General features: G+C 69.5%; 1 protein-coding gene. It reads right to left on the bottom strand.

What is annotated here, in order from left to right:
- A partial coding sequence (locus ACH4RC_RS42450; RefSeq protein WP_398210501.1) for an amino acid adenylation domain-containing protein occupies window positions 1-2,072 on the bottom strand: 2,072 nt, incomplete at both ends.

The raw sequence follows: 2,072 nt of genomic DNA, 5'->3' as shown, positions 1-2,072 counted from the left end.
TCGCTCGGGTCCTCCGCACGCGCCGCCTGCACACCGGAGGCGAAGGTCCGCAGCAACCGTGGATTGCGCAGGTCGCCCAGGAACAGCGCGCCACCGGGCGCGAGCAGGCGGAATGCCTGCTCGACGACCTGCGTCAGGTAGCCGCCGTTCGGGAAGTACTGGGCCACGGAGTTGAGCACGATCGTGTCGAAGTGCCCTTGCGGAAGGTCGCCGTGCTCGTGGGCCGCCTGCACCCGGAGCCTGACCCGACGGGCCAGCTCGGGGTCGCCGTCGACATGGCGCCGCAGCGCCTCCACGACGACCGGGGAGAAGTCCGTCCCCCAGTACTCCTCGCACTCGGGCGCCAGTCCGGACAGCAGCAGACCGGTGCCGACACCGATCTCCAGGACGCGGCCGGGCCTGAGCGCCCTGATCCGCCCGAGCGTGGCCGCACGCCACTCCCGCATCTCCGGCACCGGGATCGGCTCACCGTCGTAGCTGCTGTTCCAGCCGGAGAAGTCCTCGCCCAGAGCCGAACCGGGCGCTGAGTACAGCGAGTCGTAGAGGTCCCGCCACTCGCCGACCTGGTCCCGCTCCTCCTCTTCCCCTGTCGGTGTTTCGTCGGTGTCGGGGACGATGTAGGCGATGAGGCGGGTGCTGCCGGGCTGCTCGTGGTGGGCGACCACGGCGGCCTGCCCGATCGCCGGATGGCCGGTCAGCACATTCTCGATCTCGCCGGGCTCGATCCGGAAGCCACGGATCTTGACCTGCTGGTCGGCGCGGCCCATGTACTCCAGATCACCGGCGGCATTACGGCGCACGAGGTCACCGGTGCGATACATACGCCCGCCCGGCTCGGGGCCGTAAGGGTCGGCGACGAACCGCTCGGCCGTCATGCCCGGCTTGTTGAGATAACCGCGGGCCAGACCCGCCCCGGCGATATACAGCTCGCCGGTCACCCGCGGCGGGACCGGCCGCAGGCGCGCGTCCAGGACGTGGATTCGGGTGTTGGCCATCGGACGGCCGATCGGTACCGTCGCGCCGCCACGGTAAGGGCGGGACACGGGGTGGTGGGTGGCGAAGGTGGTCGTCTCCGTCGGCCCGTAGCCGTCCACGACCATCACGTCCGGGCAGACCTCGTGCAGACGCTGCACCGTGGCGCCGGAGACGGCCTCGCCGCCGCTCCACACCTCCCGCACAGCCGACAGAGCGTCCACAGCGTGCTCGGTGATCACGTTCAGGAGAGAGCTGGTCAGCCACAACGCGGTCACGCCATGGGCGGTGATGGTGTGGTGCAGAGCGGGCACGTCCAGGTCCCCGGCCGGGGCCACGACCACGGTCCCGCCGTTCAGCAGCGGCACCCACAACTCATAGGTAGAGGCATCGAACGCGGCCGGCGAGTGCAACAGGACGCGTCGATGCGCCGAACGGTCAAAACGCGGGTCCAGAGCCAGCGCGGCGACATTGCCGTGCGTCACCACGATCCCCTTGGGCGCACCCGTCGAACCCGAGGTGTACATCACATACGCCGCATCCCCCGCACACACACCCACCCCGGGCGCCTCGCGCTCTTCCTCTCCCTCAGGTGTGGAGCCGATGACGAACACGTCTGCCGCGTCCGCCGGAAGTTGGGGCTGAGAGGCGTCGTCCGTCACCACCAGGGAGGCGCCCGTGTCGGCGAGGACGTGGCGGATGCGCTCGGCCGGGTAACGGGCGTCGAGAGGCACATGGACGGCGCCGGCTTTCATCAGGCCGAGGACCGTGGTGACCGACGCGATCGAACGCTCCAGAAGGACACCGACCGCGTCACCGGGCAGCACTCCCCTGCCGACCACATCGTGCGCGAGTTCATTGGCCCGCGCGTCGAGCTGTGCGTAGGTGAGAGTAGTGGCACCGTCAGTGACCGCCGGGGCATCCGGCGTCTGTGATACCTGACGCGCGAACAGCTCGCCCAACGACACATCCGGCACGGCATCCGTCGTGTCGTTGAAGTCGACCACGGCATACCGGTGTTCGTCGGGAGTGAGGATGTCGATGTGGTTGAGGGGCCGGTCGGGGTGGGTGGTGGCGACGTCGAGGAAGTGGAGCCACCG

Origin of the sequence: Streptomyces sp. NPDC016845 (genome assembly GCF_044332585.1) — a bacterium.
Lineage (GTDB): Bacteria > Actinomycetota > Actinomycetes > Streptomycetales > Streptomycetaceae > Streptomyces.
This window is presented reverse-complemented; position numbering and strand designations above follow the sequence as displayed.